The sequence below is a fragment of the Streptomyces sp. NPDC093085 genome (genome assembly GCF_040683935.1).
GTDB lineage: Bacteria > Actinomycetota > Actinomycetes > Streptomycetales > Streptomycetaceae > Streptomyces.
Genome location: NZ_JBFBFB010000007.1, coordinates 302518 through 323762, shown reverse-complemented (window position 1 = coordinate 323762; position 21245 = coordinate 302518). Strand labels below are relative to the sequence as shown.

The following is a 21245-nucleotide window of genomic DNA, read 5'->3' as shown; positions in this document are numbered from 1 at the left end:
TCAGGACCGCGTCACCCGCACCCTGAAGTGCTGGTCGGGCTCCTCCGACAGGACCGATATCCGGATGTGGTTGTCGTGGTCCACGAACGAATCTCCCGGCCGGTACGGCGCGTCCGACAGCTCCGCGTGGACGTTGGGCCGCCGGGTGCAGCCGCCGCTGTTCTCCCTGCTGTCCGAGACCGTGACCGGGCCCCGGCCGGTGTCGACCGCCGCGTCCACCCGGTAGACCAGCACCCCCGGCTCGCAGACCGCCTCGTCGTTCCCGGCGCGGGTCCGTACCTCCACCGCGTACCCCGACTCCTTGGAGACCGGTACGAAGGCCAACTTGGGGCCGCCCTTGGTCGCCAGCGGACCGAGGACGTACTCGCTGCTGCCCGATCCTGTCGCGCAGCCGATCTGCTCGTCGTCGAGCCAGCCGAGCTTCCACTTGTGCCAGCCGAGCAGGTCGTTGTTGGCGCCCCAGTCCTCGGACATGATGTCCCAGTGCCCGACGGAGCCGCCCCCGTCCACCGTGTAGAGGTCGGGGAGGCCGAAGACATGGCCGTTCTCGTGCGGGAGGACGCGGTAGCCGGTGTCGCCGTACGAGCCGGAACCGTCGTCCTGGCGGCTGTAGACGAAAGATGTGTTGGCCAGCGGGACGCCGTTCGCGCGCGGGGCGTCCGCGTTGCCGGAGAAGGTCACCGACAGGACGGTGTCAAGTGCGGAGGGGCCGGCGTTCGGCGTCACCAGGATGTTGACGAGGTCGTACACCGAGAAGTCCACTCGCCGGTTGACGGTGGTGACGATGTCTTCGACGAGCCGCCGGTAGCCGGGTTCGTACGGCGCGCCGCGCTCTATCCCGTACTCCGCGAACGACAGCGGCATCCGCAGCCAGTCCTTGACCGGCGCTTCGGGGTGGTAGTCGAGACGCCCGTACGAGCTGGTCCTGAACCACTCGGATGTCTTCGGGAAGAACTCGGCGAGCCGGTCGAGCGCCTTCCCGGGGCCCGGCGCGTCCGGGAAGTCGATCATGAGGTTGAGGGCGCGGATCCGGCCCGTCGAGGGGGAGTAGCCGGGCGGCGTGGGCAGCCCCTCCGACATCTGTACGGGCGTGGCGGCGGATATACGGCACGGTGCGAGGCTCGCGTCCTTGAGCGCACCGGGGCCGGACGAAGCGCGGCTCGGGGCCGGGAGGGTGCCGCTCGCGGTGGTGAGGGCGGCGAGGGTGAGCGCCGCGAGACTGGCGAGGGCACCGAGACGGCGGGGGCCGGTGGTGGGTATGGGTATGAGACGCCGCTGCCGCATTCAGTCGCCTTCGTCCACGGCAGCCGACCGTCCTGACTGCCCTCCGTTCGCTCACCCTCCGACGGTCGGCGTGTCGGCGCGCGCTGGGTGCGCCGATCGGGGATGAAACCCCCACATCCAAATAATCTGACTTGTGACTCAGGTCACTTTGGCGAAGGAAATAACCGGGGACTGGTTCCCCGTTTGCATCTATCGAGTGCTGACAGTGAGACGTGTGCTGACAGCGAGAGCCATGAGCTGAGAACGACGAGGAGGGGGGCCACCGTGACCGCCACTGCCGAGACCGCCGGGTCCACCGGGGCCGTGGAGGCCGTGGGGTGCGCCGCGGGATCCGCGGGCCGCCGCGTCCCGCGCCCGCGCGCGGACGCCCTGCGGAACCGGGAGCGGATCGTCACGGCGGCCCGCGAGGTGTACGTGGAGTACGGTGCCGAGGCGCCGCTGGACGAGATCGCCCGCCGCGCCGGTATCGGCAACGCCACGCTCTACCGGCACTTCCCCGACCGGCACGCCCTCGTCGACGCGGTCGTACGGTCCGTCATGGTCCGGGCCGCCGAGCAGGCGGAGCGGATCGCGGACGAGGAACCCGACCCGTTCGCCGCGCTGTGCCGCTTCGCGCACCTCGCGGCCGACGAACGGATCGGAGCCCTCTGTGCGATGCTCTCCTGCGGCTTCGACCGGAACCGCCCCGACCTGGACGCCGAACGCCGCCGCCTCGAAGGCGCCGTCGAAGGGCTGACGGAACGGGCGCGGCGGGCGGGGCGGCTGCGCCCCGATGTCGAGGCCGGCGATCTCATGCTCGTGCTGTCCCAGCTCAGCCGTCCCCTGCCGGACAGCGGCTCCCTCGACATGGGCCGGTTCGCACACCGCCACCTCCAGCTCTTCCTGGACGGCCTGGAGGCCCCCGCCCGGTCCGAGCTGCCCGGCTCGGCCGTGACCCTGGAGGATCTGCGCCGCGCCGCTCCGTGACGCGCCCCTGAACCAGTGCCCAGCCCCGTGACCCCAGTACCCCGGTAACTCCGGCAAGTCCCTTACATACATGTTCATCGGTATGTGTTCACCGGTACGCGTTCATCAGTACGTGTTCACCGAATCGAACTGAACCGGATCGAACTGACCCGAACCGAATCGAACCTCGGCCCCCCCCGGGGCCCGGCGCGCCGCCTGCCGTAAGGCCATGCGCCGCCCCTGACGGCTTCATCCCGTCGCCATCGTCCCGCTACGACCCCGTAAGTCTCGCAGCGTCGCCTGTACTCACGGCTTCGTATTTTCCGTTGTTTTCGTCATTTCTGCGCCCTTAGGTGGATACATCCATGTCCCAAACAGTCGACCAGCGGCTTCCCGACCCGGAAACCCCAGGCGCCTCCGCCCCCGATCCGGGGCGCTGGAAGGCCCTCGTCTTCATCGCCCTCGCGCAGCTCATGGTGGTGCTCGACGCGACCATCGTGAACATCGCGCTGCCCTCCGCCCAGGAGGACCTGGGGATATCCGACGGCAACAAGCAGTGGGTCATCACCGCGTACGCCCTCGCCTTCGGTGGCCTGCTGCTCTTCGGCGGGCGCGTCGCCGACCTCTGGGGCCGTAAGCGCACCTTCGTCACCGGCCTGATCGGCTTCGCCGCCGCCTCCGCCATCGGCGGCGCCGCCAACGGCGAGGCGATGCTGCTCGGCGCCCGCGCGCTCCAGGGCGTCTTCGGCGCGCTGCTCGCGCCCGCCGCGCTCTCCCTCCTCGCGGTCACCTTCAGCGACGCCAAGGAGCGTGCGAAGGCCTTCGGCATCTTCGGTGCGATCGCCGGTGGCGGTGGCGCCGTCGGGCTGATCCTCGGCGGGTTCCTCACCGAGTACCTCGACTGGAGGTGGACGTTCTTCGTCAACATCCCGTTCGCGGTCGTCGCCGCCCTCGGCGCGTACTTCGTGATCAGGGAGCCCGCGGGCAGCCGTAACCACTCCGCGCTCGACATCCCCGGAGTCGTTCTCTCGACGCTCGGACTGGTCTCCCTGGTGTACGGCTTCACGCGCGCCGAGTCCAACGGCTGGACCGACCCCTCCACCCTCGGGCTCTTCGTCGCCGCCGTGGTGCTGCTCGCCCTCTTCGTGGTCGTCGAATCGCGCGTCAAGGCCCCGCTGCTGCCGCTCCGCGTGGTGACCAACCGCAACCGCGCCGGGGTCTACCTCTCCCTGGGGCTGGCGGTCATCGGCATGTTCGGGCTGTTCCTCTTCCTGACGTACTTCCTCCAGGTCGTCCAGGGGTACTCCCCGGTCAGGACCGGCTTCGCCTTCCTTCCGATGATCGCGGGCATGATCACCGGATCCACCCAGATCGGCGCCCGGCTGATGACCCGGGTCCCGCCGCGCTTCCTGATGGGCCCCGGCTTCCTGGTCGCGGCCGTCGGCATGCTGCTGCTGACCCGGCTCGACCTGGGCTCCTCGTACGTGGGCGTCATCCTGCCGGGGCAGATCCTGCTGGGTCTGGGCATGGGCACGGCGTTCATGCCGGCCATGTCGCTCGCGACCTTCGGCATCGAGCCGCGTGACGCGGGTGTCGCCTCGGCGATGGTCAACACCTCGCAGCAGGTGGGCGGCGCGATCGGCACGGCCCTGCTGAACACGATCGCGGCCTCGGCCACCACGGCGTACCTCGCCTCGCACGCCGCCACCGCGGGCGGCGACGCCCAGCTCCTCCAGATGCGGGCGCTGGTGGACGGGTTCTCCAGCGCCATCTGGTGGGCGGTCGGCATCCTCCTCGCCTCGGCGACGATCGCGTTCACCTTCATCAACACCGGCCGCGCCGGTGCCGCCGCGGGCTCAGGAGCGGGCGGCGAGAAGGCCGCGGACGCGGACGAGGTGCACCTCCCGGCGGCGCTCCACTGAGCCGCCCCGGGGCGTTCCTCCGAGGCCGCCGGGCAGGTCGCGCACCCCAGGGCGGCGGCCACCTCAGGGCCGGATGACGACGGACGGATCTCCCCTGGTGCCGTGGCTCCGCACGGAGTCAGCGGCGCCAGGGCAGATCCGCTCCGGTCCCCTCGGGCTGTAGCCCCTCCGCCATCACATGCATGATCTCGCCGAGCTGGCCGACCTGCTCCGGGGTGAGCCGGTCGAAGATCGCCTGACGTACGGCGGCCACATGGCCCGGCGCCGAACGCTTCAGTACGTCGAAACCCAGGTCCGTCAGGAACGCGTTCTGCCCCCGCTTGTCGGAGGGGCAGTCCTCGCGCTGGACCCAGCCGTGCTGCTCCAGGCGGGCGATGGCGTGCGAGAGCCGCGAGCGGGTGATCTTGGCTTCCATGGCGAGCTGCGTCATCCGCATACGACGGCGCGGCGCCTCCGAGAGCTTGACGAGCAGGGCGTAGTAGATATGCGGCATCCCGGCGTCACGCTGGAGCTGACGGTCGAGGTGGTCCTCAAGCAGTGTGGTCGCCTGGAGGTACGTCAACCAGACGCGCTGCTGGTCATCGCTGAGCCAGCGCGTCCCGGCGCCGTCGGGTTCTCCGTCGCTCTCCGCGTTGGTGCCGTCTACGGGGCCGGCGCCGATGCCGGTCGATGCCATGGTCATGCATTCCACTGTACTCATTCTTGAAAGTTAAACTAGATGCGCGTACGCTTCTGAGTAATGAATGCTTGAGCTTTCAAGCAGGCGCCCGGGTGGCGAGCCGCACGCGGACGCCGCCGACGAGTGCCCCTGGGAGCCGCCATGAACGCCGACAGCGCCGTCACGGAGCGCATGCCCGCCCTCTACCTCTCCCACGGGGCTCCGCCCCTGGCCGACGACCCGGTCTGGCCCGGCGAGCTGGCGGCCTGGTCGGCGGCGCTGCCCCGCCCCAAGGCCGTCCTGATGGTCTCGGCCCACTGGGAGGAGGCCCCGCTCGCCCTGGGCGCGGTCGAGCCCCGCCCCCTTGTGTACGACTTCTGGGGCTTCCCCGAGCACTACTACCGGGTGCGGTACGACGCCCCCGGCGCCCCTGAGCTGGCCGACGCGGTACGGAAGCTGCTGCGCGGCGCCGGCACCCCCGTACAGGACGTGCCGGACCGAGGGCTGGACCACGGGGCGTACGTACCCCTGGTCGAGATGTACCCCGAGGCGGACATCCCCGTGCTCCAGATCTCCCTCCCGACGCTCGACCCGGTCAAGCTGCTGGAGACCGGGCGCAAGCTGGCCCCGCTGCGGGACGAGGGGGTCCTGATCGTCGGCAGCGGCTTCTTCACCCACAACCTCGCGGCCCTGCGCCACCAGGGCGGCGGCGTGCCCGGCTGGTCGGCGGAGTTCGACGACTGGGGTACGCGGGCGCTCCGGGCCCGGGACATCGACGCCCTGCTCGACTTCGAGAACAAGGCCCCGGCCGGCCGCCTCGCCCACCCCCGCACCGAGCACTTCGCCCCGCTGTTCGTGACGCTGGGCGCCGCCGGGGACGGTCTGGAGGGGGAGGGCGCCAGGAGCGTCATCGAGGGCTTCTGGATGGGCCTGGCGAAGAGGTCGCTCCAGTTCGGCTGAGGGGCCGGCGCGGGCGGAGTGCGGGCGGGGCGGGGCTGGGCGCGGGGAGAGTCGCGGTCCTGGTGGGGGCGGGCGCGGAACTGAGCGGCGCGGTCGTCCGTTCGGGTGTCAAGGCGTACGGCAGTACAGGCTGCTCTGAGCAACCAAAGTCGCAACCGAATCGTCTTCAAGTAGTGAGCGGAGCTGCTGAACTCGCTGGTCGCGCTCTTCGCGAGCACGCTCGGCATCAGCCTCGGCGCCTGTCCTGACCTGCGCTTCCGCATCCAGCGGCGAGTGCGGGTCGCGTGGTCGACGGCACAGGGTACTGCATGATCACAAAATCCATGCGCGCCATGGGAATTCTGTCCGGATTCCAGTCGTTGTTTCCATCGGATGCAGGGCACCCGGGAGGGTGTCGCGACCTACTCAGTTCAGTAAGGGAGCTCGCATGGCAACCCGTGCCGTCGCCCGTCGTTCCGCCTCCGGCGGGACGAAAGCGGCAAGCAGTGTTCGCGCCGTAGGCGGGGAGATCGCCGACCGCGACCTGGTCGGCATGTACCTCGACGAAATCGCGCGTACACCGCTGCTCGACGCTGCAAAGGAAGTCGAGCTGTCCCAGACCATCGAGGCCGGAGTCTACGCCCGGCAGATCCTCGACGGCGAGGTGGAGAGCGAGGCGGGCGGTGCCTCGCGCGAGGAGCTTGAGGCGCTGATCGCCGACAGCGAGCGCGCGAAGGACATCTTCATACGCTCGAACCTCCGTCTTGTGGTCGCCGTGGCGCGCCGTTACCCGCGCAGCGGCCTGCCCCTGCTCGACCTCATCCAGGAGGGCAACGCGGGGCTGGTACGCGCGGTGGAGAAGTTCGACTACGCCAAGGGCTTCAAGTTCTCCACGTACGCGACCTGGTGGATCCGCCAGGCCATCACCCGCTCCATAGCCGACCAGTCGCGCACCATCCGGCTCCCCGTCCACCTGGTGGAGGAGCTGGGCAGGATCCGGCGCGTCCAGCGCGAGTTCAACCGCGAGCACGGCCGCGACCCGGAGCCCGAGGAGGTCGCCGCCGAGCTGGACTCGAACCCGGAGCGGGTCATCGACGTCCTGGACTGGGCCCGTGACCCGGTCAGCCTGAACATGTCGGTGGACGACGACGGGGACACCCAGTTCGGCGACCTGCTGGAGGACACCTCCGCGATCTCGCCCGAGCAGTCCGTGCTCACGCTGCTGCGCAGCGAGGAGCTGGAGGACCTGATCGGCAGGCTCGACCAGCGCACCGCGTCGATCATCAAGATGCGGTACGGCATCGATGACGGCCGTGAGCGCACGCTGACCGAGGTCGGCAAGGAGCACGGCCTGACCCGGGAGCGGATCCGGCAGATCGAGAAGCACGCCCTGCTGGAGCTGAAGAAGATGGCGAGGGACACCGGCTTCGACGCGGCGGCGTGACGCCGTCGCATGGCCGTCATGTCCCCCGTGCCCGTACCGGCTCCCCGGGCGTCGGCCCGCTGGGCGTCGGCTCTCCGAGCGGCGACTTCCCGGGCGGTACGGGCCGGCTGACCCATCGGCCCCCATGACGAGCCCCGGCACCGACCCCCCCCAGGTGCCGGGGCTCCCCTCTGCCCACCCGCACCCCGCCCCGCTACCGCGCATCCTCCTCTTGCCCCGCGCGGCCCGAGGCGCGCGTCAGCCGCGCCCCCAGCTCGCCCAGGAACTCCGAGAGCTGGACGGGGGCGTGCACCGTGAACTCGCACTCCACCAGCGCCAGCCGCAGCGCCAGCCACTCCAGCGAGTCGTGCACGGTCGTCCGCAGCCGGCAGCACTCCGGACCGTCTGCCACGGGCGCCCCGAGATGCTTCGGCAGCCGCGCCGCCACGAACTCCGCGGGCGCCCGGAACGTGACGTCCACCTCCATCCGGGGCAGCATCCGCGCCATCGACCTGCTCAGGAACCGCGCCGCGTCCCCGTCCCCGGTCGGCAGCTCGCGCGGGGCGTACCGGGCACCGGTCGCGAACGGCTCGCTGACCCGGTCGACCCGGAACGTACGCCAGTCCTCCCGCCCCAGGTCGTAGGCGACGAGGTACCAGCGCCTGCCCGTCGAGACCAGCCGGTACGGCTCGACCTGCCGCTTCGTCTCCGTACCGTCCCCGGAGCGGTAGCCGAACCGCAGCCGCTCCGTGGCGGCGACGGCGCCGGCCATGACCGTGAGCGTGCGGGGGTCGATGGTCGTGCCGTCCCCGCGGGTGAGCGGCACCGTGGCCGTCTGGAGGACGGAGACCCGGTACCGGAGCCGGGACGGCAGCACCTGCTCCAGCTTGGCCAGGGCCCGTACGGACGCCTCGTCGAGCCCCTCGATGGCATGGCCGGCGCCGGCCCGCAGACCGACCGCGATCGCCACGGCCTCGTCGTCCTCCAGGAGCAGCGGCGGCATGGCCGTACCGGCGACCAGCCGGTAGCCGCCGTCCGCCCCCATCGTGGCCTCCACGGGGTAGCCCAGGGCGCGCAGCCGGTCGATGTCGCGGCGGATGGTGCGTGCGCTCACCTCCAGCCGCCGGGCCAGTTCGCTGCCGGGCCACTCGCGCGGGGTCTGGAGCAGGGAGAGCAGCCTCAGGAGCCGTGCCGGGGTGTCGGTCATACGACCATGGTGCGCGCCATTTAGGACACGTAATGGCCTAGAGCGTTCCTAGGTTGTCGCCCATGAGTTCACCCAGTACGAGTTCACCCAGTACGTCACCGACGGCCCCCTCGGCCCGCCCCGTGGCCCCGCCGTCGGCGTCCGCCACCCCGGCCCCCGCCATCCCGCCGGCCGCGGCAACCGCTTCCGCGCCGATCCCGTCCGAGCCGCCCCCCGGCCGGTGACCGCCGCCGCTGGCTGGCCCTGGCCGTGGTCATGACGGCCGCGTTCATGGACCTGGTCGACGTCACCATCGTCAATATCGCGATCCCGAGCATGGAACGCGACCTCGGCGCCTCCTTCGGCGCCATCCAGTGGATCACCGCCGGATACGCGCTCGCTTTCGCCGCCGGACTGATCACCGGAGGTCGACTGGGTGACATCTACGGCCGCAAGCGGCTCTTCCTGATCGGAATCAGCGGCTTCACGATCGCCTCCGCACTCTGCGGCTTCGCGGCCTCCCCGGAGATGCTGGTCGGCTCGCGGCTCCTCCAGGGCGCGATGGCCGCCATGATGGTGCCCCAGGTGCTGGCGATCATCCATGTCACCTTCCCCGCCCATGAACGCGGCAAGGTCTTCGGGCTCTTCGGCGCCATCGTCGGCCTCGGCGCCGTCTCGGGTCCGCTGCTCGGCGCGCTGCTCACCCAGTGGAACCTCTTCGGCCTCGCCTGGCGCCCGATCTTCCTGATCAACCTGCCGGTCGGCGTGGCGGGCGTGGTGCTGGCCCGAAGGTTCATCGTCGAGTCCAAGGCGCCCCGGGCGCTCCGGCTCGACCTGGTGGGCGTGGCGCTGGTGACGACCGCGCTGCTGATGCTGGTCTACCCGCTCACCCGGGGGCGCGACCTCGGCTGGCCGCTGTGGGGCCACCTCTGCATGGCCGGCAGCCTTGTCGTCCTGGCCGCGCTGGTGGCGTACGAGCGACGGAAGTCGCGCAGGGACGGTTCACCGCTGATCGAACTGTCGCTCTTCCGGATCAAGAGTTTCGCCGCCGGGATCGCGGTCCAGCTCACCTTCGGTATCGCGCTCGGTATCTTCTTCCTGGTCTGGACGCTGTACATGCAGATAGGCCTCGGCTGGAGCCCGCTGCACGCCGGGCTCACCGGGCTCCCGTTCTCCGTCGCCGTATCGGTCGCCGCCGCCCTCTCCGTACAGAAGCTCGTCCCGCGTTTCGGGCGCAAGGTCCTCCAGGCGGGCGCGCTGACGATGATCGCCGGGGTGCTGCTGCACCTGGCCGTGGCCGACCGGTACGGCCTGGGGATCCACTCCTGGCAGATGGCCCCGCCCTTGGTGGTGATGGGCGCGGGGATGGGCCTGATCGTGGCCCCGCTGACGGACGCGGTGCTCTCCGACGTCCCGCGCGAACACTCGGGCTCGGCGTCCGGCCTCATCAACACCACTCAGCAGATGGGCAACGCGCTGGGGCTCGGGCTGGTGTCGGTGGTGTTCTTCGGCGTGGTCGACGGCCGGCCGGTGAACGAGACCAACGCGGCCTTCGCCGACGGCTTCCAGCACGCGCTGGGGTGGGTGGCGGTCGTGCTCGCGGCCATCTTCGCCATCATGTTCGCGCTGCCACGGCAGGCGAAACTCCAGAAGAACTGACCGATCCTGTCCGGTCCCGTCCGAAGCCCGCCCGAATATGTTTACTTTCTAGAAATGTGGGCGTAGCGTGTCGCCGAAACCACAGGGTCGGGCACAGGACGGACGTAAAACCACATGTACGCACCGGAGCGGCAGCAGGAGATCCTGCGCCTGGCCCGTGAGGGCGGACGCGTCGACGTGCTGTCGCTCGCCGAGCGGTTCCAGGTCACCGCGGAGACCGTACGGCGCGACCTGAAGGCCCTGGACCGGGCCGGTCTCGTCCGCCGTGTGCACGGCGGGGCCATCCCGGCCGGGCGCATGGACTTCGAACCCGACCTGGCCGAGCGCGAATCCACCGCCGCCGACGAGAAGGACCGCATCGCCCACGCGGCGCTCGCGGAACTCCCCGGCGAGGGCAGCGTCATCCTCGACGCGGGCTCGACCGTCGCCCGGCTGGTGGCGGAACTCCCGCTGGAGTGCGGGCTCACGGTCGTGACCCACTCCCTCCCCGTCGCCGCCCGTCTCGCCGACCACCCGGGCATCGATCTCCACCTCGTCGGCGGCCGGGTGCGCAACCGCACCCGGGCCGCCGTCGACGCCTGGGCCCTGCGGGCGTACGGGGAGATCCGCGCCGATGTCGTCTTCCTCGGCACCAACGGCTTCTCGCCCGAAGCCGGGCTCACCACCCCCGACCTCGCCGAGGCCGCCGTCAAGCGCGCGCTGATCGGCGCGGCCCGGCGCGTGGTGCTGCTCGCCGACTCGGCCAAGTACGACCAGGAGCACTTCGCCCGCTTCGGCACCCTCGCCGACGTCGATCTGCTCATCACCGACAGCGGGCTCGGCCCCTCGGATGTCGCGGCGGTCGAGGCCGCGGGCACCGAGGTGCTGTGTGTCCAGGAGAGCGCCGCATGATCCTCACCGTCACCCCCAACCCCAGCCTGGACCGTACGTACGAGATCCCCGCCCTCGACCGGGGCGAGGTACTGCGGGCCACTGCCGAACGCATGGACCCCGGCGGCAAGGGTGTCAACGTCTCCCGCGCCGTCGCGGCGGCCGGACACCGTACCGTCGCCGTGCTGCCCCTGGGCGGTGCCCCGGGGGCGCTGGTGGCCGAACTCCTCGCCGGACAGGGCATCGAGGTCGCCCCGGTGCCGGTCGCAGGCGCGACCCGCTCCAATATCGCGCTCGCCGAGCCCGACGGCACCCTGACCAAGATCAACGCGCCGGGCCCCGAACTGACCCCGGCCGAGTCGGAGTCGCTGCTCGCCGAGGTACGGACCCGGATCCGCGCCCACTCCGGCTCCCCGGCCTGGATCGCCTGCTGCGGCAGCCTGCCACGCGGACTGGCCCCCGAGTGGTACGCGGAACTCGTCGCGAGCGCCCACCACGCCGGAGCCAGGGTCGCCCTCGACACCTCGGGCCCCTCGCTCCTCGCCGCGCTCCGCGAACGGCCGGATGTCGTCAAGCCGAACGCCGAGGAACTCGCCCAGGCCGTCGGCCGCCCCCTCGCCACCATCGGCGACGCCGTCAAGGCCGCCGAGGAACTCCGTACGTACGGCGCCACCGCCGTCCTCGCCAGCCTCGGCGCGGACGGCCAGCTCCTGGTCGCGGAGACCGGCACCTACTTCGGCTCCGCCACGGTCGCCGCGGTCCGCAGCAACGTCGGCGCGGGCGACGCCTCGCTCGCCGGCTTCCTGGCGGCCGGCGGCGACGGCCCCGGAGCCCTCGCCTCCGCCCTCGCGCACGGCGCGGCGGCGGTGCAACTCCCGGGCAGCGTCATGCCCGCGCCCACCGATCTGGACCCGTCCTCGGTCACGGTGACCGCCGACATCCCGCAGGACCGCCCGCTGAGGGAGCCCGCCTCATGACCTCCTCCGTCCCCCTTCCCCTCCTCCCCCCGGAGAACCTGACCCGCCCGACAAGCGAGCAAAGGAGCCCGCGATGAGCGACATGATCACCGCGGACCTGGTCGACCTCGACCTGGCCGCCGAGACAAAGGAAGCAGCGGCCCGCTCGCTGGCCGAACGCATGGTGACCCTGGGCCGGGTCACCGACCTGGACGGCTTCCTGGCCGATGTGGCCGCGCGCGAGGCGCAGATGCCCACCGGTCTCGACGGCGGCATCGGCATCCCGCACTGCCGCAGCGCCCATGTCGCCGAGCCGACCCTGGCCTTCGGCCGCTCGGCGCGGGGCATCGACTTCGGCGCCCCCGACGGACCCGCCGACCTGATCTTCCTCATCGCGGCCCCGGCCGGCGCCGACGACGCGCACCTCACCATCCTCTCCGCGCTCGCCCGCCGCCTGATGAACGAGGAGTTCACCACGGCGCTCCGCTCGGCCACCGACACCGAGGCGACCGCCGCCCTCATCCGAGGCGAGACCCCCGCGACATCCCCGGAGGCAGCGGCCCCGGAGACCACAACCCCGCAGACGGCGCCTCCCGAGCCGACCCCCGCCAAGCCGGGGACCTCGGAGACGGCGGCCCCGCCCGCCACCCCGTCAGGTGCCACCCCGTCGGACACCACCGCGTCCGACGCCACCGCCTCCGGCACCACCGGGGACAAGGTCTTCCGGATCGTCGCCGTCACCTCCTGCCCCACCGGCATCGCGCACACCTACATGGCAGCCGAGTCCCTGGAGCGCGCCGGACAGCAGGCCGACGGTGTCGAACTCGTCGTCGAACCACAGGGGTCCGCCGGCTTCGACCGGCTCGACCCGGCCGTCATCGCCGCCGCCGACGGCGTGATCTTCGCGCACGACGTCCCCGTACGGGAGAAGGAGCGCTTCGCCGGCAAGCCGACGGTCGACGTCGGCGTCAAGGCCGGCATCAACCGCCCCGACGAACTGATCTCCGAGGTGCGCGGCAAGGCCGCACGCGGCGAGATCACCGGCGCCGCGAACGCCGCCTCCCCCGTGGACAACGCGGGGGAGCCCGGCGAGGGGTACGGCACCAAGCTGCGCAAGTGGCTGATGTCCGGCGTGAGCTACATGGTCCCGTTCGTCGCGGCCGGCGGCCTCCTCATCGCCCTCGGCTTCGCCATCGGCGGCTACACCGTCGACAAGGCCCCCTCCGTCGCCGAGCACTTCGTCTGGACGGAGAGCCTGAGCTGGGCCGCCCTGCTCTTCCAGGTCGGCGGCCTGGCCTTCGGCTTCCTCGTGCCGGTCCTCGCGGGCTACATCGCATACGGGATGGCCGACCGCCCAGGGCTCGTCCCCGGCTTCGTGGGCGGGGCCATCGCCCTCAGCATCAACGCGGGCTTCCTCGGTGGTCTCGCCGCCGGTCTCATCGCCGGTGGCGTGGTGATGGCCATCCAACGCGTCGACGTACCCGCCGCGTTGCGCGGCATCATGCCGGTCGTCGTGATCCCCCTGATCTCCTCCGCGGTGGTCGGATTCCTGATGTTCCTGGTGGTCGGCAAGCCGATCGCCTCGCTCCAGGAGGTCCTGTCCGACTGGCTGTCCGGCCTCTCCGGGGCCAACGCGGTCATCCTGGGCGTCGTCCTCGGCCTCATGATGTGCTTCGACCTCGGTGGCCCGCTGAACAAGGTCGCCTACGCCTTCGCCGTCGGCGGCCTCGCCAACCCCAACGAGGGCAGCCTGAAGGTCATGGCCGCCGTGATGGCGGCGGGCATGGTCCCGCCGCTGGCCATGGCGCTCGCCACGACCGTGCGCGGAAAGCTGTTCACCCGTACCGAGCGCGAGAACGGCAAGGCCGCCTGGGTGCTCGGCGCCTCCTTCATCACCGAAGGCGCCATCCCGTTCGCCGCCGCCGACCCGCTGCGGGTCATCCCGTCCGCGATGGCGGGCGGAGCGGTGACCGGCGCGCTCTCGATGCTCTTCGAGTGCACGCTGCGCGCCCCGCACGGCGGTGTCTTCGTGATCCCCCTGATCGGCAACCCGCTGCTCTACCTGATCGCGATCGCCGCGGGAACGCTCGTCACCGCCGGACTGGTCGTCGTGCTCAAGGGAACCCGCCGGAACGGCACCCCCGACCAGGCCCCCGGCACGGCCGCCCCCGGGGCGCAGAGCACCGGCGGTGCGGGAACCGAGGTCAAGGTGCCCGCGGGCGTCTGAGCCCCCTGGCCGCCTCCGGGGTCCCCCAGGAGGCCGTACGGTCCGTCCCACCCCTGGCGGGCCGTACGGCCTTCTCCAGGCCCGGTTCTCTCAGCCGTGGCCGGCGGTCACAGGACCCGCGCGCGAAGCTCCATGGCGTCCCGCGCCGCCTGCTCGGCCTCGTACACCTCACACATGTGCCGACCGTCCGGCGTCGCCGTGTGCTCCACCTCCCACAGACTCATCTCGGTGCCGTCGATCAGCAGGAACGCGTGCTCGTAGAGCATGAACCCCGCGTCCTTGCCCGCGACCTGGCACTGCCGGCCGAAGACCTGCGTGATGTGGTGCGCGAACGCCGTCTTCAGCAGCAGCCGGGTCGCCTCGCTCGGGCAGTCCTCGTTCTCCGCCCGGCGCAGCACCCTGCGGGCGTGGTCCGGCGAGTTGTCGGGCGCGTACAGCCGGTGCCGCGGCGTCGGCGCCGGTGCGGGCAGCGCGCGCAGTCCGCGGATCAACGCGAGGTGGGCGTCGATCTCCGCCGTGCGCTCGTTCTCCAACTCCGCCAGAAGATCGGCCGCGAGCTCGTCCATGGAGGCCTCGGCGTCCTGGGCGTCCTCCTCCCGGAGGTCGTCCAGGCATCCTCGGTCTCCCGCGTACGACTCGCCGTCCTGCTCGTACGGTTCGCTCGACGAGAGCCGCGGAGCCTCCGGGCTGCCCGGCCGGCAGAGGCGTGCCGCCGCGAGCTGGGCCTCGGACTCCTCCCCGTAGAGCTCGTGCAGCCGCGCGCCGTCCCGGCCGGTGTTGTGCACCAGCTCCCAAAGGCTGAGCGCGCTGCCGTCGTTGAGCAGAAAGGTGTGCCGGTACGTCTCGCGGTGCAGCCCCGCACTGTGGTGCGCGGAACACAGCGAGCTGGCGTGCGCCAGCGCACGGTCGAGTCGTTCGACCAGTACGTCAGGCAGGTCGAAGGAGTTGAGTGCCCGACCCAGGAGTCGCGCGAGGTGCGTCTCGGTTGTCTCGTAGGGATCGTTCAAGATGGGTCTCCAGGCCGTCGCCACATGTCACTTGGTGATTGCATAACGTAGTGCCTAGGGCTGACATCGCGTCCTAAGTTTAGGAAAACGAAGGGGGCGTACGCGAAGTTCCCGCGCGCCCCTTGTCAACTCGCCCGGCACGCCCCTCAGTCCAGCCCGTACAACTCACGGTACGAAGGAAACGTACCCCCGGGCCCGTCGATTCCCTCAGCCGCACACACGGCCGACACGATCGCCCTGGTCACCACATCCGCCCCCGCTCCCAGAATCGCGTTGAGAGCGAGTGGATCCCCGTCTTCCAACGCATGAACACCAGTTGACAGCGCGAAGACAGTATCCCCGTCATTGAGCAGATGCACCGGTCGGACGGCGCGCGCGATGCCGTCGTGCGCCGTCCCCGCAAGCTTCTGCGCCTGCGCCCGGGAGAGTTCGGCGTCCGTGGCGACGACCGCCAGGGTGGTGTTGAGCGGCGCGGGGCTGTTCCGCCCGCTCAACTCGGCCAGTCGTTGTTGGGCCGCCTCGTGCGCCTCAGATGTCGGATACTCCGTACGCCCGTTGAAGTAGCGCCCGTACAGCACTCCGGTCAGCGGATCGACCACGGAGCCCGCCGCGTTGGCCACGATCAGCGCGGCGACCGTGATTCCGGAGTCCAGCACCGTGCTTGCCGTCCCGACACCGCCCTTGAGCCGCCCGACGAGAGCACCGACCCCCGCGCCCACGCACCCCTCGGCGACCGGCGCCCCGCCCTCCGACGCCGCCGCCGCCTCCACCGCCGCGCGCCCGGTCGCCGCGTCGGGCCGGACCCGCCAGTCGCCGCCACGGCCCAGGTCGAAGATGCCCGCCGCCGGGACGACGGGGACCACCTGACCCGGACCGGGGCCGACCCGTATGCCCCGCCCCCGCTCCTCCAGCCATGCCATCACACCGGACGCCGCGTCGAGCCCGAACGCGCTGCCGCCCGTCAGCACGACGGCCTCCGTGCGCTGGGCGATGTTGCGCGGGTCGAGCGCGTCGGTCTCCTTCGTGGCAGGCCCGCCGCCCCGTATGTCCACGGCGGAGACCACCCCGCCCTCCGGGGCGAGCACGACGGTGGTGCCGGTGAGCGCGCGATCACCGGTCACCTGGGCGTGCCCTACCCGGAGGCCCGCCACATCGGTCAGTGCGTCATTCAGTGCCATGGTTCCCATGCGTACCACGTGCCCGGGCAGTGGGACGCCGACGCCGGGAACCGATGGAGGAGGGCGGGGCGAGGGGCGGCGGAGGCGAAGGCCCCTCTCCATGGTGGGCCGCGCGCGCGGCGTCCGATGCCGGGCGCGGGAGCCGCCGCCCGCCGGCCCGCCGCGGGCCTCCGGGCGGCGTACCCGCCCCCGTATCCTGGAGGCATGAGCACCGCCCCCACCTCCGAGCCGGACCCCGCGGAGCACCCCACGGAGCCGTCACGGCCGACGGGGACACCCCGCCCGAGCGCCGCGCTGATCTTCGACGATCCACTGGACCAGCACTCCTCGGACGACACCGACGACGGCTGGGGGGAGCGTCCCGCCGCGAGCGGCGGCAGCGCGGCCGACCTGGCCCGCTTCCTCGACGAGAAGCCGCCCCACCACATCTGAGCCGAGTGCCCCGGGCCCGGGGCAGCCTGTCGGCCCCTCCTTACGGAGCGCCCCGCGCCGGGCCGCTCTGCCCCGAGCCGCGCTGTGCGATCAGCTCGTCCCTGATCTCCTTGAGCACCTCCAGCTCGGTGACCTCGATGACCTCCTGGGCCTCTTCCTTGGCCGCCTGCTGCCGGGCGCGCCGGGCGAGGTAGCGGGCCATCGGCAGCACCATCAGGAAGTACACGACGGCCGCGGTGATCAGAAAGGTGAGCGTCGCGCTCAGCACCGATCCCCACAGGATCTGAATGCCCTCTGTGACCTCGCCCGCGGCGTTCGTCCGGCACGGCGCCTTCAGGCACGAGCTGTACCGGTCGAGGTCCTGCGTGCCGAACGCGCCGACCACGGGGTTGATGATGCCCTTGACGACCGAGTTCACCACGTTGGTGAAGGCCGCCCCGATCACCACCGCCACGGCGAGATCGATCACGTTGCCGCGCATCAGGAAGGCCTTGAAGCCTTCGAGAACGCTCTCCTTCTTCTTGCTCACGAGTGAGCCTTTCTTCACATGTGCTGGTGGGGTGACAATCCGCTCCGCAACCTACGACAGCGCGCGCCCACCCTGTCCACCGCCCACACACGATCAGGCGACGCCACCGGTCGCCAGTACGACTCAGCACGGCACGGCCCCGCTTGATCCCGGCCCGGCACAACCGGCCCAGGACCGGGCGCGCCCGCTCCACGGCGCCGCGTACCAGCCGCCTGACCGCCCGGATCAGCACAGCGTCACCGCCAGTCGGGAGACGGCGCTCGCGCCGGCCAGCGCCGTGGCGGTGGCGCGCGGCACGGACAGGACGACGAGCGCCCCGCCGTCCGGCGAGACCGCCCGGGGCTCCGGGATCTCCGCGACCCGGGCGTCCCTGGCGACCACCCGCGCCTCGGGTCCGCTCTCCTCGAGCCCCGCCGGGCCCGGCATCACCGCCGCGGACGCGATCACGTCGACGCGGTCTCCCCGGCGCAGCAGCCGGACCGTCGCAGCGTCCGCGATCCGCACGGGCGCGGACACCATCTTCACCGGCCGGGCCTCCCGTTGGCGCCGGGACGGCGGCAGGGGCGCCGGAGCGCCCACGGCCGCCTCGGCACGGGCATCGGCGCCCGCATTTCCGCCGGCCCCGCCACCCGCGCCGGTGGCCGCCAGCGCGGCGGCCGTCACGGCGAGGCCGGCCGCCGTCGCCCGCCGCCGCCTCAGCAGGGCCCGGCGCCACCGCTGCCGCGAACCGCCCACCCGCAGCGGGGCGAACGCCGGGACGTCGCGCGGCGGCGGCGCGGCGCCCGACGGGAGAAAAGAAGGGAGAAAAGGGGCGGGCGGGGCGAACGCCGGGTGCGACGGGGACGCGGTCGCGGGAGGAGCGGGGGCGCGGGAAGGATCGTGCGCGAAAGAACAGGACATGACGGACACCGCCTGACATGAGAATTTCCGAGATCGCTTCTCACGATGCACCGCCGGGCGGAATCCTGCCGGGGCCTGTGGATCAATCGCCGATTGTGGATAACTCCCTCACCCGCAAGGGTGGTTCAGGGGGCTGTGCGCGGTTTTTCCCCGCTCCCGCGCATGGCCCGAGCGGGAGCCGGGGAAATCAAGATCGAGGCGCCGCGGGGTCAGGGCAGTTGAATCCCGGTGTCCATCCCGTCGAGCGCGTGCGCGCACAGGCAGTCGCGCGTCTCGTTCGGCGGCAGTCCGGCCACGGCGTCGAAGAGCACGGTGCGCAGCCGGTCGACATTGGAGGCGAAGACCTTGAGGACCTCGTCGTGCGAGACTCCCTCGCCGGTCTCGGCCCCCGCGTCCAGATCCGTCACGAGCGTCATGGAGGTGTAGCAGAGCCCCAGTTCACGGGCGAGCACGGCCTCGGGGTGACCGGTCATCCCGACGACCGACCAGCCCATCGCCGCATGCCAGCGCGACTCCGCCCGGGTGGAGAAACGCGGCCCTTCGATCACGACGAGCGTTCCGCCGTCCACCGGCTCCCAGTCGCGTCCGCGCGCCGCCGCCAGAGTGGTCCTGCGCCCTTCAGGACAGTACGGATCGGCGAGCGAGACATGGACGACATGGGAGGCGCTGCCATCCGGCAGCGGCAGCCCGTCGTAGTACGTCTGGACCCGGGCCTTCGTACGGTCCACGAGCTGATCGGGTACGAGCAGTGTGCCCGGGCCGAACTCCGGCCGCAGCCCGCCCACCGCGCACGGCCCCAGGACCTGCCGCACACCGACGGAGCGCAGGGCCCACAGGTTGGCGCGGTAGTTGATGCGGTGCGGAGGGAGGTCGTGCGAGCGCCCGTGCCGGGGCAGGAACGCGACCTTCCGGCCGGCGATCTCGCCGAGGAAGAGAGAGTCGCTGGGGGGTCCGTACGGCGTTTCCACCTGGACTTCGGTCACGTCCTCCAGAAAGGAGTAGAACCCGGAGCCACCGATCACACCGATCTCTGCATTTGCCATCCGGTCACACTAGCCGGACCCACTCGGGCACGGCCCTCCACCGGGCCGCCGTGCCCGCGCGGCCGGGCCCTCGTACCCGAAGGGCCCCGGCCGTACGGAACGACGGGGCCCTGGCGGTGAAAGGAGAGAAATCAGGCGGCGGACGAGCTGCTGGAGCCGCTCGACGACCCCGAGGCGGCGGAGCTGGAACCGCCCGAGGAGGATCCGGAGCCGGACGAAGAAGAAGTCGAGGCGGACGCCGCGGCCTTGGTGTCCGAGGACGGCTTCGCGCCCGACGAGCCGGATCCGGAGGATCCGGACGAGGCGGGGGCGCTGCTCGACGACGAGCCGCGGCTGTCGTTGCGGTAGAACCCGGAGCCCTTGAAGACGATGCCGACCGCGGAGAAGACCTTCTTCAGGCGTCCTTCGCAACTCGGGCACACCGTGAGGGCGTCATCGGTGAACTTCTGCACCGCCTCAAGGCCCTCGCCACATTCGGTGCACTGGTACTGGTAGGTCGGCACTTGCTCCTCCTGGCACTCTCACTCAATGAGTGCTAACGACGGTCCATAGTGACGTATTCCGAGCGATCAGTCCACTGTCACCGATGCGCGGTGACTCTTCCCACGCGCGGCGACCCGCCCCGAAGCCGTCGGGGAGAGCCGTGCGCGCAGCGCCACCAGGGTGGCCAGGGCCAGTGCGGTGCCCGCGATCGGCACGATGAACCCGGCGCGCGCGCCATGGGCGTCGGCAAGCTGCCCGGCGGCCGTGACCGCGGCCGCCTGCCCGAGCGCGACCGCCCCGGTCAGCCAGGTGAACGCCTCGGTGCGCGCCGAGGCGGGCACGAGCGACTCGACCAGCGTGTAGCTCGTGATCAGGGCGGGGGCGATGCAGAGGCCCACCAGCAGTCCGAGGCCGGCGAGAAGCGGGGCCGAGTGCGCTGTCCACAGCACGGAGGCGGCCAGCGTCAGGGCCGCGTATCCGATCAGCAGTCTGCGGCGCGGGCCGGTCTTCCAGGCCAGGGTGCCGCAGACGATCCCGGCGAGCATGTTGCCCGCCGCGAAGACCCCGTAAAGGAGGCCGTTCACACCGGGGGCGCCGATCTCCTCCGCGAACGCGGTGAGGGAGACCTGCATCCCGCCGAAGACCGAACCGATCCCGAGGAGGGCCACAGCCAGGACACGTACGCCGGGCACGGAGAGTGCGGAGGTACGCGGCGCGGTGGAGCCGTCCGCCCTGTCGTGGCGCCCGGACCGGGGTTCCGTGGCGCGCTGGGCCGCGAAGAGGACCCCGCCCACCAGGGTGAGGGTGGCCTCGGCGGCGAGTCCCGCCGCCGGGTGGATCCCGGCGCAGAGCGCCGTCGCCACCACGGGGCCGATGACAAAGGTGAGCTCGTCCGTCACGGATTCGAAGGCGGCGGCCGTCGGCAGCAGGGACGACGAGCCGCGCGAGCCCAGCAGCGAGGCCCAGCGCGCACGGACCATGGGCCCGACCTGCGGGACCGAGGCGCCGGTGGGGAGCGCCGCGGCGAACAGCGCCCAGACCGGGGCGCCGGCCAGGGCGAGCGCGATCAGCGCCGCCGCGGACGCGGTGTGGATCAGCACGCCCGGAACCAGGACGGCGCGCTGCCCGTAGCGGTCGGCGAGCTTGCCGCCCTGCGGGGCGAAGAGCGCCATGGACACACCGGTGACGGCGGCGACGGCGCCTGCGGTGCCGTACGAATCGGTGGTGTGCTGGACAAGGAGGACGATGCCGATCGTCAGCATCGCGAACGGCTGCCGTGCCGCGAAGCCGGGAAGCAGGAACGTCCAGGCGCCGGGGGTGCGCAGCAGCGGTCCGTATCCCGGGCGGGGAGCGGGGGCGGTCTGCGCCTCGACGGTGCCGGGGGTGAGGGCGGCGCCGGTATGGCCGGCGCCGGTGTCGGTTTCGACCGTGTTGCGGGACACGGCCCATGCCTTTCTGCCGCCTGGTAGCGCGCCGGGGTGGGCCCCGTCGGTCACGGGGCCGGGCGCAGCCGAGAGCTGTCCTCTTGCGCGGAACTGCGGTAGATACCAGGGCCCACAGAAGGGGTAGCCACGGCCGCCATACGGTCGCGCCAGCACTGCGTC

General features: G+C 71.7%; 19 protein-coding genes. 9 read left to right on the top strand and 10 right to left on the bottom strand.

Translation table 11 applies throughout. The features are described from left to right. Positions 1-1284 (bottom strand): M6 family metalloprotease domain-containing protein, encoded by a 1284-nt coding sequence (locus AB0O07_RS22050; RefSeq protein ID WP_365635755.1) that lies wholly within the window; start codon positions 1282-1284, stop codon positions 1-3. A gap of 312 nt (positions 1285-1596) precedes the next feature. Here AB0O07_RS22050 and AB0O07_RS22045 point away from each other — a divergent pair, with 312 nt between their 5' ends. Both AB0O07_RS22045 and AB0O07_RS22040 read left to right on the top strand, forming a co-directional pair. Then, complete coding sequence (locus AB0O07_RS22045; protein WP_365635839.1) at positions 1597-2250, top strand: TetR/AcrR family transcriptional regulator; 654 nt, start codon at positions 1597-1599, stop codon at positions 2248-2250. A gap of 344 nt (positions 2251-2594) precedes the next feature. Further along, the gene (locus AB0O07_RS22040) at positions 2595-4151 is read left to right on the top strand and encodes an MFS transporter (RefSeq protein WP_365635753.1); all 1557 of its coding nucleotides are present in this window, start codon (positions 2595-2597) and stop codon (positions 4149-4151) included. 118 nt (positions 4152-4269) lie between these two features. Here the strand turns inward: AB0O07_RS22040 and AB0O07_RS22035 are convergent, their stop codons facing one another. Further along, on the bottom strand, positions 4270-4833 hold the full coding sequence (locus AB0O07_RS22035) for a MarR family transcriptional regulator (protein WP_365635751.1): 564 nt from the start codon (positions 4831-4833) through the stop codon (positions 4270-4272). 138 nt (positions 4834-4971) lie between these two features. On the opposite strand from AB0O07_RS22035, the gene AB0O07_RS22030 reads away from it, so the two are divergent. Together AB0O07_RS22030 and AB0O07_RS22025 are read left to right on the top strand one after the other, a co-directional pair. Further along, the gene (locus AB0O07_RS22030) at positions 4972-5769 is read left to right on the top strand and encodes a class III extradiol ring-cleavage dioxygenase (protein ID WP_365635749.1); all 798 of its coding nucleotides are present in this window, start codon (positions 4972-4974) and stop codon (positions 5767-5769) included. A gap of 427 nt (positions 5770-6196) precedes the next feature. Continuing rightward, positions 6197-7192 (top strand): sigma-70 family RNA polymerase sigma factor, encoded by a 996-nt coding sequence (locus AB0O07_RS22025; protein WP_365635747.1) that lies wholly within the window; start codon positions 6197-6199, stop codon positions 7190-7192. Between the two features lie 193 nt (positions 7193-7385). On the opposite strand, the gene AB0O07_RS22020 is transcribed toward AB0O07_RS22025, so the two are convergent. Beyond that, positions 7386-8378 (bottom strand): YafY family protein, encoded by a 993-nt coding sequence (locus tag AB0O07_RS22020; RefSeq protein WP_365635745.1) that lies wholly within the window; start codon positions 8376-8378, stop codon positions 7386-7388. Positions 8379-8633: 255 nt separating this feature from the next. On the opposite strand from AB0O07_RS22020, the gene AB0O07_RS22015 reads away from it, so the two are divergent. From AB0O07_RS22015 to AB0O07_RS22000, 4 genes are all read left to right on the top strand, one after another. Continuing rightward, entirely contained in the window at positions 8634-10016 is a 1383-nt protein-coding gene (locus AB0O07_RS22015) for an MFS transporter (protein ID WP_365635743.1), read from the top strand. A gap of 114 nt (positions 10017-10130) precedes the next feature. Next, on the top strand, positions 10131-10907 hold the full coding sequence (locus AB0O07_RS22010; RefSeq protein WP_365635741.1) for a DeoR/GlpR family DNA-binding transcription regulator: 777 nt from the start codon (positions 10131-10133) through the stop codon (positions 10905-10907). Then, complete coding sequence (pfkB, locus tag AB0O07_RS22005) at positions 10904-11863, top strand: 1-phosphofructokinase (protein ID WP_365635739.1); 960 nt, start codon at positions 10904-10906, stop codon at positions 11861-11863. Before AB0O07_RS22010 ends, pfkB begins: the two co-directional genes overlap by 4 nt. 73 nt (positions 11864-11936) lie before the next feature. Further along, positions 11937-14069 (top strand): fructose-specific PTS transporter subunit EIIC, encoded by a 2133-nt coding sequence (locus AB0O07_RS22000; RefSeq protein WP_365635737.1) that lies wholly within the window; start codon positions 11937-11939, stop codon positions 14067-14069. A 107-nt stretch (positions 14070-14176) separates the two neighbouring features. Here AB0O07_RS22000 and AB0O07_RS21995 read toward each other — a convergent pair whose 3' ends face one another. Next, the gene (locus tag AB0O07_RS21995) at positions 14177-15076 is read right to left on the bottom strand and encodes a DUF6227 family protein (RefSeq protein ID WP_365635735.1); all 900 of its coding nucleotides are present in this window, start codon (positions 15074-15076) and stop codon (positions 14177-14179) included. A gap of 146 nt (positions 15077-15222) precedes the next feature. Then, positions 15223-16254 carry a P1 family peptidase gene (locus AB0O07_RS21990; RefSeq protein ID WP_365635733.1) on the bottom strand — a complete coding sequence of 344 codons (1032 nt, stop codon included), beginning with the start codon at positions 16252-16254 and terminating at the stop codon, positions 15223-15225. A 204-nt stretch (positions 16255-16458) separates the two neighbouring features. Between AB0O07_RS21990 and AB0O07_RS21985 the strand changes: the two genes are divergently transcribed. After that, positions 16459-16686 (top strand): hypothetical protein, encoded by a 228-nt coding sequence (locus tag AB0O07_RS21985; protein WP_365635731.1) that lies wholly within the window; start codon positions 16459-16461, stop codon positions 16684-16686. 40 nt (positions 16687-16726) lie between these two features. Here the strand turns inward: AB0O07_RS21985 and mscL are convergent, their stop codons facing one another. From mscL to AB0O07_RS21960, 5 genes are all read right to left on the bottom strand, one after another. Further along, the gene (mscL, locus tag AB0O07_RS21980) at positions 16727-17215 is read right to left on the bottom strand and encodes a large conductance mechanosensitive channel protein MscL (RefSeq protein WP_365635729.1); all 489 of its coding nucleotides are present in this window, start codon (positions 17213-17215) and stop codon (positions 16727-16729) included. Positions 17216-17440: 225 nt separating this feature from the next. Next, positions 17441-18115, bottom strand: a complete 675-nt coding sequence (locus tag AB0O07_RS21975) for a hypothetical protein (RefSeq protein WP_365635727.1) — start codon at positions 18113-18115, stop codon at positions 17441-17443. Between the two features lie 209 nt (positions 18116-18324). Beyond that, positions 18325-19158: an S-methyl-5'-thioadenosine phosphorylase gene (locus AB0O07_RS21970; protein WP_365635725.1), complete on the bottom strand. Its 834-nt coding sequence runs from the start codon at positions 19156-19158 to the stop codon at positions 18325-18327. A gap of 131 nt (positions 19159-19289) precedes the next feature. Then, entirely contained in the window at positions 19290-19661 is a 372-nt protein-coding gene (locus tag AB0O07_RS21965; RefSeq protein WP_365635723.1) for an FmdB family zinc ribbon protein, read from the bottom strand. Positions 19662-19727: 66 nt separating this feature from the next. Continuing rightward, a complete protein-coding gene (locus tag AB0O07_RS21960; protein WP_365635837.1) occupies positions 19728-20969 on the bottom strand; it encodes an MFS transporter in 1242 nt (413 codons plus the stop codon). Between the last annotated feature and the right edge of the window lie 276 nt (positions 20970-21245).

Excerpts from the sequence above, each read along its gene's own strand:
- pfkB (WP_365635739.1), top strand. The coding sequence starts at position 10,904 with ATGATCCTCACCGTCACCCCCAACCCCAGCCTGGACCGTACGTACGAG.
- AB0O07_RS22035 (WP_365635751.1), bottom strand. The coding sequence starts at position 4,833 with ATGACCATGGCATCGACCGGCATCGGCGCCGGCCCCGTAGACGGCACC.
- AB0O07_RS22010 (WP_365635741.1), top strand. The coding sequence starts at position 10,131 with ATGTACGCACCGGAGCGGCAGCAGGAGATCCTGCGCCTGGCCCGTGAG.
- AB0O07_RS21990 (WP_365635733.1), bottom strand. The coding sequence starts at position 16,254 with ATGGCACTGAATGACGCACTGACCGATGTGGCGGGCCTCCGGGTAGGG.
- AB0O07_RS21985 (WP_365635731.1), top strand. The coding sequence starts at position 16,459 with ATGAGCACCGCCCCCACCTCCGAGCCGGACCCCGCGGAGCACCCCACG.
- AB0O07_RS22040 (WP_365635753.1), top strand. The coding sequence starts at position 2,595 with ATGTCCCAAACAGTCGACCAGCGGCTTCCCGACCCGGAAACCCCAGGC.
- AB0O07_RS22025 (WP_365635747.1), top strand. The coding sequence starts at position 6,197 with ATGGCAACCCGTGCCGTCGCCCGTCGTTCCGCCTCCGGCGGGACGAAA.
- AB0O07_RS22000 (WP_365635737.1), top strand. The coding sequence starts at position 11,937 with ATGAGCGACATGATCACCGCGGACCTGGTCGACCTCGACCTGGCCGCC.
- AB0O07_RS22020 (WP_365635745.1), bottom strand. The coding sequence starts at position 8,378 with ATGACCGACACCCCGGCACGGCTCCTGAGGCTGCTCTCCCTGCTCCAG.
- AB0O07_RS22015 (WP_365635743.1), top strand. The coding sequence starts at position 8,634 with ATGACGGCCGCGTTCATGGACCTGGTCGACGTCACCATCGTCAATATC.
- AB0O07_RS21970 (WP_365635725.1), bottom strand. The coding sequence starts at position 19,158 with ATGGCAAATGCAGAGATCGGTGTGATCGGTGGCTCCGGGTTCTACTCC.
- AB0O07_RS22030 (WP_365635749.1), top strand. The coding sequence starts at position 4,972 with ATGAACGCCGACAGCGCCGTCACGGAGCGCATGCCCGCCCTCTACCTC.
- AB0O07_RS22050 (WP_365635755.1), bottom strand. The coding sequence starts at position 1,284 with ATGCGGCAGCGGCGTCTCATACCCATACCCACCACCGGCCCCCGCCGT.
- AB0O07_RS21975 (WP_365635727.1), bottom strand. The coding sequence starts at position 18,115 with ATGTCCTGTTCTTTCGCGCACGATCCTTCCCGCGCCCCCGCTCCTCCC.